The 7,642-nt window shown below is 46.7% G+C and carries 6 protein-coding genes; 5 read left to right on the forward strand and 1 reads right to left on the reverse strand.

Features of this window, described 5'->3' with window-relative positions:
- The first annotated feature begins 3 nt into the window (after nucleotides 1-3).
- The 4 genes from ERX55_RS03730 to ERX55_RS03745 all read left to right on the forward strand — a co-directional run bounded on the left by ERX55_RS03730 (nucleotide 4) and on the right by ERX55_RS03745 (nucleotide 5,024).
- The gene (locus ERX55_RS03730) at nucleotides 4-741 is read left to right on the forward strand and encodes a Stp1/IreP family PP2C-type Ser/Thr phosphatase (RefSeq protein ID WP_133451258.1); all 738 of its coding nucleotides are present in this window, start codon (nucleotides 4-6) and stop codon (nucleotides 739-741) included.
- Nucleotides 741-2,711 (forward strand): Stk1 family PASTA domain-containing Ser/Thr kinase, encoded by a 1,971-nt coding sequence (gene pknB, locus ERX55_RS03735; RefSeq protein WP_133451259.1) that lies wholly within the window; start codon nucleotides 741-743, stop codon nucleotides 2,709-2,711. Before ERX55_RS03730 ends, pknB begins: the two co-directional genes overlap by 1 nt.
- Nucleotides 2,712-2,842: 131 nt before the next feature.
- Nucleotides 2,843-3,751 carry a hypothetical protein gene (locus tag ERX55_RS03740; RefSeq protein WP_133451260.1) on the forward strand — a complete coding sequence of 303 codons (909 nt, stop codon included), beginning with the start codon at nucleotides 2,843-2,845 and terminating at the stop codon, nucleotides 3,749-3,751.
- Nucleotides 3,744-5,024 (forward strand): cytochrome P450, encoded by a 1,281-nt coding sequence (locus ERX55_RS03745; RefSeq protein ID WP_133451261.1) that lies wholly within the window; start codon nucleotides 3,744-3,746, stop codon nucleotides 5,022-5,024. Before ERX55_RS03740 ends, ERX55_RS03745 begins: the two co-directional genes overlap by 8 nt.
- Before the next feature lie 36 nt (nucleotides 5,025-5,060).
- Here the strand turns inward: ERX55_RS03745 and ERX55_RS03750 are convergent, their stop codons facing one another.
- On the reverse strand, nucleotides 5,061-5,366 hold the full coding sequence (locus ERX55_RS03750; protein WP_243721447.1) for a rhodanese-like domain-containing protein: 306 nt from the start codon (nucleotides 5,364-5,366) through the stop codon (nucleotides 5,061-5,063).
- Nucleotides 5,367-5,507: 141 nt separating this feature from the next.
- On the opposite strand from ERX55_RS03750, the gene ERX55_RS03755 reads away from it, so the two are divergent.
- Nucleotides 5,508-7,511: a KUP/HAK/KT family potassium transporter gene (locus ERX55_RS03755; RefSeq protein ID WP_133451263.1), complete on the forward strand. Its 2,004-nt coding sequence runs from the start codon at nucleotides 5,508-5,510 to the stop codon at nucleotides 7,509-7,511.
- The last annotated feature ends 131 nt before the right edge of the window (nucleotides 7,512-7,642 follow it).

The raw sequence follows: 7,642 nt of genomic DNA on the forward strand, positions 1-7,642 counted from the left end.
AGGATGGAAGCACGCTTTTTCACAGATGTAGGGCATACCCGTGACCATAATGAGGATGCAGGGGGCATCCTGACCAATCATACTGGCCAGCAGCTGCTGATTGTCTGTGATGGCATGGGGGGGCATAACAGCGGGGAAGTGGCGAGTCATTTTGTGGCTACTCGTCTGAAAGAAATCTTTGAACAGGAAAATCTGATTGAATTCAATCAGGCGGAAGAGTGGCTGAAAAATAGAATCGCTGAGATTAATCGTGAATTATATGATAAGGGTCAGCATGAAATAGCCAATCAGGGCATGGGCACCACCCTTGTCGCAGCCCTGCTGTTTGACAAGAAAGTGGTCGTTGCGAATGTCGGAGATTCCCGCAGCTACCTCATCAATGACCGCGAGATGCGTCAGCTGACGATTGATCACACGTTTGTTCAGCATCTGGTGATGGCGGGGGAGCTGACGAAAGAAGAAGCAGCTACCCATCCTCAGCGTAACATCATTACTAAAGTGATCGGCACAGACCGGACAGTGATTCCTGATATCTTTACATTTCCGCTGACGCGTTATGACTATCTGCTGCTGTCATCAGATGGTCTGACAGATTATGTGCCGGAAAATCAGGTGCATGACATCATCATGCAGGAAGAGCCATTAGCAGAGAAAGGTGAACGGCTGATCAACCTGGCACTCGAGAGTGAAGTCAGGGACAATGTCTCATTTGTGCTTTGTAAGCTCGGGGGTGTGTTTTAATGCTTGGCCATATCATCAGTGAGCGTTATCATCTGACCAAACTGATCGGCGGCGGTGGTGCAAGCCAGGTTTATCTGGCAGATGACCTTATTTTGGAGCAGCAGGTGGCGGTCAAAGTCATCACTATCCCCGCACATGATAAAGAGCGTGCAGTTCAACGTTTTGAGCGCGAGGTCGAGAATGCGACGACGTTAAGCCATCCCAATATTGTCAAAGTGCTCGATGTGGATGAGGACGACTATCATTATTACTTAGTCATGGAATATATTGACGGTCCGACACTGTCTGATTACATTCAGGAGAAGGGCCGGCTGTCTGTTGAAGAAGCAGTCTACTTCACGAAGCAGGTTCTGCGAGGCATCGGTCATGCGCACCAGCATATGATCATTCACCGTGACATTAAGCCGCAGAATATCCTGATGACCCATGATCAGATTCTGAAAATCACGGATTTCGGTATCGCACGTGTACTGAGTGAGACCGCGATGACACAGACGAATCACATCATGGGCTCCGTCCATTATTTATCGCCGGAACAAGCGAAAGGTAAAGCGATCGATGAATCTTCTGATATTTATGCGATAGGCGTGGTTCTCTATGAAATGCTGACAGGTAAGCCGCCTTTTGAAGGTGAATCGGCCGTAAGTATTGCCATCAAGCAGATACAGGAAGCGTTGCCCCTTGTCACTGAGGTGCGGGATGATGTGCCGCAAAGCCTGGAAAACGTCATCATCAAAGCGACGATGAAGGAGAAATATAGCCGTTACCGTACAACCGATGAGATGTACAGCGACCTCGCGACTGTGCTGGATGAAAAGCGCAGGGAAGAAGCGCGGTACACCGTAATAGAGGACAAGACGATGGTCATGCCGGCTGTGCAGACAGACAGCGGAAGTGAACGTGCGGAACCGAAGAAGAAAAACCGTTTTCTGCTGCTGTTTCTTCCACTGCTGCTCCTCCTGATTTTAGGGGGGATGGCCGTGTATCTGTTCATGCCTAAAACAAGTTTTGTCCCTGACATCACCGGCCGGCAGCTGAGTGATGGCGTGAAGTTGCTGGAAAAGGAGCATCTCCGCAAAGGTCGTGTCATCAATGAGTTCTCTGAACAGTACGAAGACGGGATGATTATTTCGGCAAATCCGTCTGACGGAGAGAAGGTCAAGGAATTCACTAAAATCAACCTCGTGGTCTCTAAAGGCAGGGAGACATTCCGCATCAAGAACTACATAGGTCAGAATATTGAAACCGTCAAAGAAAAACTCTATAAGGCAGGTTTCAATAAAGTGAAGGTCCAGGAAGTGGAGAGCGACAAGGCTGTCGGTGACATTCTCAGTCAGAATCTTGCTGAAGGAGAAGAGGTGGAACCGGCGAAGGCGACGATGGAGCTGAAAGTTTCTAAAGGTCATGATGATATCTATATGAATGACTACCGCGGACAGGATTATCAGTCGGTCAAGGAACAGCTGGAAGCGCAGGGCTTTAATGTGAAAATCAGTGGTGAGAGCTATGATGCCGAGGTTGAGGCAGGCCATATCCTCAGTCAGAGTGCTCTGAATTTAGCGTTGCCGTATGGTTCAACGGTTAGTTTTGAGCTGTCTAAAGGTAAAAAGCCGGAAAGTGAAGAGCCGACGACAGAAGAACCGACGACAGAAGAGCCGACGACAGAAGAGCCGACGACAGAAGATCAGTCAGACGACTCTGCAGCTATGATTAAAAACTATACCTCAACGGTCATCGTTCCATACGGCGGTAGTTTCGAAGGTCCGACAAGCGGCAAGGCCCAGCTTATAGAAATCTATGTCGAGGATAAAAATCATCAGCTGACCGATGTTTACCAGACCATTTCAACGAGCAACAACCAGACCGTGACGATTCCGATGATCATAGAAGAAGGCAAGGCCGGTCGTTATGTCATCAAGATTAACGGCAAGACCTTTGAAAAAGAAACCATCGACTATGATGACATTTAAAAGAGCTTGATCAAGCCATGCTTTTAGCTTCCGCAGCTAATCGCATGGTTTTTTTGTATTTTTAATCGATGTCATGCGTTAAAAGGTCTGTTTAAGGGTAGTAAATGATTGTGAGAAGATGGGGGGCAGCCATGTATGAATACGTAACAATATTTAAGAAAGTGAGATCCATTCTTGAAGAACTTGGATTGAAAGACGATATGGTGAGTGAGAACTATCAATCCGTCTTTAACAAGCTCAATCCAAATCCTTTCACTTTTCAGCAGGTAATGGTTGATTACCTTGCCGAATTCAATCTGAAGTCGCTGGATTTTGTCGATCAGCGGGACTGGTCGAGCGGCATTCGCGTCAGAAGAAAGGGCGATGTGCTGGTCGTGACAGCAGTCACGGCAGACAGAAGATTTGTGGTCGGCGACTGTATCACTCATTTATCAGGCGATGCGATTCCGCTGCTTGGTGAACGCTATCAGAAGCTATTGTTCAATGAGAGAGCAGACAGGCAGGACTGGCATCCTATTCTGAAGAAGCAGCATGAAGCAACGGTGCTGCGCGGTGACCAGATTTATACGTTTGATCTGAAGGCGTTTGAAGAAGACGGGACGGCAGAAGTTTTTGCACGTGAAGGCTATACGGAGATCATCGTGCATCACATCAGACACCTGTATCAGCTGGAAGCTGGTAAAGAGCCGCTGCTGATTGATCTGCGGGATGCTTACGGGGTGATACCTGAAGAACGCATCAATGTTCTGGCTGAGCGATTCTCAGAAGCCGTGTTCATCGTTGACGCGATGACTAAAGGCAGTGCTGAACGTCTGGTCTCTCAGATAAATAAGCGTCAGCTGGTCGGTCAGGAGACTTACGGCCAGGCTGGACGGCTCTACAAACAGTCTTTAGGGGAACAGTTCTTCATTTACTCTGAAGGTAAAGATATGACGGTAATCCCGGAGACTGTGGTAGAATTGAACTATGAGACAGATATTGGCAGTGATACTGCCATTCATTTACTAACACAACATGAAGGGGGCAATATTTATGGCTAAACGTATGCCGAAAGTTAAAGGGCTCGATCAAACACTCACTGTATTAAAAGAAGGTTATGAATTTATACCGAACCGCACAAGAAAACTGAATACAAATGTCTTTGAAATACGTATTCTTGGCGGTAAGAAAGCGGTTGTCATCAGCGGTAAAGAAGCGGCTGAATTATTCTATGACAATGACAAGACTGAGCGGGCGGGGACACTGCCGAAACGACTGGTCAAAACATTGTTCGGTAAAGGTGCGATCCATACCACGACAGGCGATAAACATAAAAACAGAAAATCCTTATTCATGTCCCTTATGACAGACAACAACCTTGAGTATCTGCGCAAACTGACGCGCAACTACTGGTTTGAAGATACTGCACGTCTTCAGGCGATGGACCAGACGAATGTCTACCAGGAGGCTACGCTTGTATTGCTGAAAATAGGTTTCCGTTTTGCGGATGTCCCATTCGATACGCCGGAGCGGATGGAGCAGTATGCGAAGGATATGAATGCGATGGTTGATTCCTTCGGCTCTATCGGCACGGCTTATACAGGTTACCGCCGTGCACTGAATGCGCGTGACCGTGTCGAGGATTACCTGGAGAAGCAGATCATCGCGACACGTAAAGGTAAACTTTTCCCTGAGGAAGGGTCAGGTCTATATGAATTCAGTCACTGGAAAGATATGAACGGCAAGCACATGGATTCACGTCTTGCGGCAGTGGATCTGATGAATACGATTCGTCCGCTTGTAGCGATCAACCGCTTCATCTCCTTCGGTGTACTGGCGATGCACGAATATCCGGGTGAACGTGCACGCGTCGCTCAGAATGATAACAGCTATGCTTACAAATTTGCACAGGAAGTCCGTCGTTATTATCCATTCGTGCCGTTCCTGCCAGGTAAAGCGAAGCAGAACATCACCTTCGAAGGCTATAAGATTGACAAAGATACCATGCTGATCCTGGATATCTTCGGCACACTTCACAGTGAATCATTATGGGAGAATGCGGAACAGTTCTATCCGGAACGTTTCGAGAACTGGGACGGCAGTCCATTCGATCTCATTCCTCAAGGCGGAGGCGATTACTATACCAACCACCGCTGTGCGGGTGAGTGGATGACCATCATCATTATGGAAGAAACGATGAAATACTTTGCCCGGGAAATCCAGTATGATGTACCGCCGCAGGACTTCACTGTAGATCGCACTAAATTACCGGGCCAGATCAACAGCGGCATGATTATTGAGAATATCCGCAATAATTTTGACCGTCGTCGTTAATAAAAAAATCCGCAAACTTCTGTTTGCGGATTTTTTTTATTGCTCTATTTCACCTTGCCAGCTGTCCATGCCGCCTTCAACATTCGTGACATCATATCCTAGATCATGCAGATAATGTGCAGCTTTCTCTGAACGCATTCCGCGCTGACAGATGACATAATAGCTTGTGTCTTTCTTCAGTGAGTCTGCGCGTTCTGAAAGCTCCGATAAAGGATAGTTAAATGATTCTTTGATATGCCCGGCAGCATATTCCTCTTTCTCCCGGACATCTAAGACCACATCGTCTGTCCCGACTTGCAGCGCTTCTTGCAATGCAGCTGCTGTAACTGATTTTAATGTCAACTTGATCACCTCTTTAAAATATTGTGTTGCTATAATATTATACCCTGATGGGTTCAGCATTATCCAAAAAAGGGGATTGAACATTGTTTGTGCTAGGCGTATGATATGGAAGTCATTTAAATTGTATAAACGAGGTCTACTATGAAAACAGAAAATACAGGCAACCGTTTTAAACTGGCAATGATGCTTGTCGCTATAGGAATTGTTTATGGTGATATCGGTACATCACCGCTTTACGTTATGAAGGCAGTGGTTGAGACGAACGGCGGCATGGAGGCGATGACAGAACGATATATTATCGGCTGTCTCTCACTCATCATCTGGACGATCACCCTGCTGACGACCATTAAATATGTGCTGATTGCCATGCGTGCAGATAACCACGGCGAAGGAGGGATCTTCAGTCTCTACACGCTCGTGCGACAAAGACGGAGCTGGCTGATAGTGCCTGCTGTCATTGGAGGAGCAGCGTTACTTGCTGATGGTATTTTGACACCCGCTGTGACGGTGACATCTGCCATCGAAGGGATTCAGGAGATACCAGGTCTTAAAGACTCTGTTCTGTCTGAGCAGCGGTATATACTGGCGATTGTCATTGCGGTCATCACACTGGTTTTCTTTGCCCAGCGATTTGGCACGGGCAGTATCGGTAAGATCTTCGGACCCTTTATGTTCATCTGGTTCAGTATGCTGGGTGTCTTCGGTATTATGAATATGACAGCTGACCTGTCTGTTCTAAGAGCGCTTAACCCGCTCTATGGTATCGAGATTCTATTCGATGACAGCAATAAGATGGGGCTGATGATCCTCGGCACTGTCTTCTTGGCGACAACGGGAGCAGAAGCCCTCTACTCGGATATGGGGCACGTCGGCAAAGGTGCCATCTACCGGACATGGCCATTTGTCAAACTGATGCTGTTGCTCAACTATTTCGGACAGTGTGCCTGGATAATCGGACGCATTAAGACGCACGATTTTAAAGCCGGGCAAGTCATCAACCCATTCTTCCAGATCATGCCTGAATCATTTATCTTTATCGGGGTTATGATTGCAACAGGCGCAGCCATCATCGCTTCTCAGGCGCTGATTTCGGGTTCATTCACTTTAGTATCGGAAGCGATCCACTTACGTCTGATGCCGAAGGTGGATATTAAATATCCTTCTACGATCAAAGGACAGATGTATATTCCGTCTGTGACCTTCTTTGTCTGGCTGCTCTGTATCATGGTGGTGCTTTATTTCAAGACTTCTGTCCATATGGAGGCAGCATATGGTTTAAGTATCACGGTGACGATGATGATGTCGACTATCCTGCTCTGGCACTACTTGATCCAGAGAAAGCATCATGCAGCACTTGTGACGCTCGTAATCGGCTTCTTTCTCGTGCTTGAAGCGGCATTTTTCATCTCCAGTCTCGCGAAGTTTATGCACGGGGGTTATATCGCCGTTCTGATCTCTCTGGCCATCGCACTCCTGATGGTGGTCTGGTACAAAGGTTATCAGATCAAGGACCGCAGAACATATGATATCAATATCGATCTCTTTAAAGGACAGCTTGAACAGCTGTCACATGATAAGCGGTTCCCGAAATATGCAACCAATCTCGTCTATCTCTCGACAACAGATGATATGAAAATGGCGGAAAAACAGATCTTTAAATCTGTTCTGGACGGCATTCCGAAACGTGCCGATATCTACTGGATTGTCAACGTCAAGGTTTCTGACCAGCCCTTCCAGGTCAATTATCAGATAGAGGACTTCGGAACGAACAACGTCTTTAAAGTCCAGCTGATACTCGGTTTCAGGATGCATCAGAATGTCAATCTCTACATCAAGCAGATTGCAGCCAGAATGCTGAAGAATGGCTGTATACCGGAACAGCACCGTACTTACGGAACCAATCCGGCGCTCAGACTGGCTGATTTCACTTACATTATCCTGCAGGATGACCTGCCGATTGATGCGAAGATAGCATGGCGCGACCGCTTGATCATTGAGACGAAAATCTTTATCAAGAAGTTCACCGCATCACCGATACGCTGGTTTGAACTGCCGTCCAATGAAGTCCACTATGAGACCATTCCTATTTCTATGCCGATCAATAAAGTACCGATGATCAAGCAGATTAAAAAGATGAAGAAATAAATAAGAGTCTGGGACATAAATAACTAAATCTACGATTTATATAATGACTCGAAAGAAAAACGGAAATTCCATTGAGGAATTTCCGTTTTTAAGTGCAAAAAAAGAAGCTCTCTTATATAATGTAGTCACCA

Source organism: Macrococcus bovicus, assembly GCF_004359575.1.
GTDB lineage: Bacteria > Bacillota > Bacilli > Staphylococcales > Staphylococcaceae > Macrococcus > Macrococcus bovicus.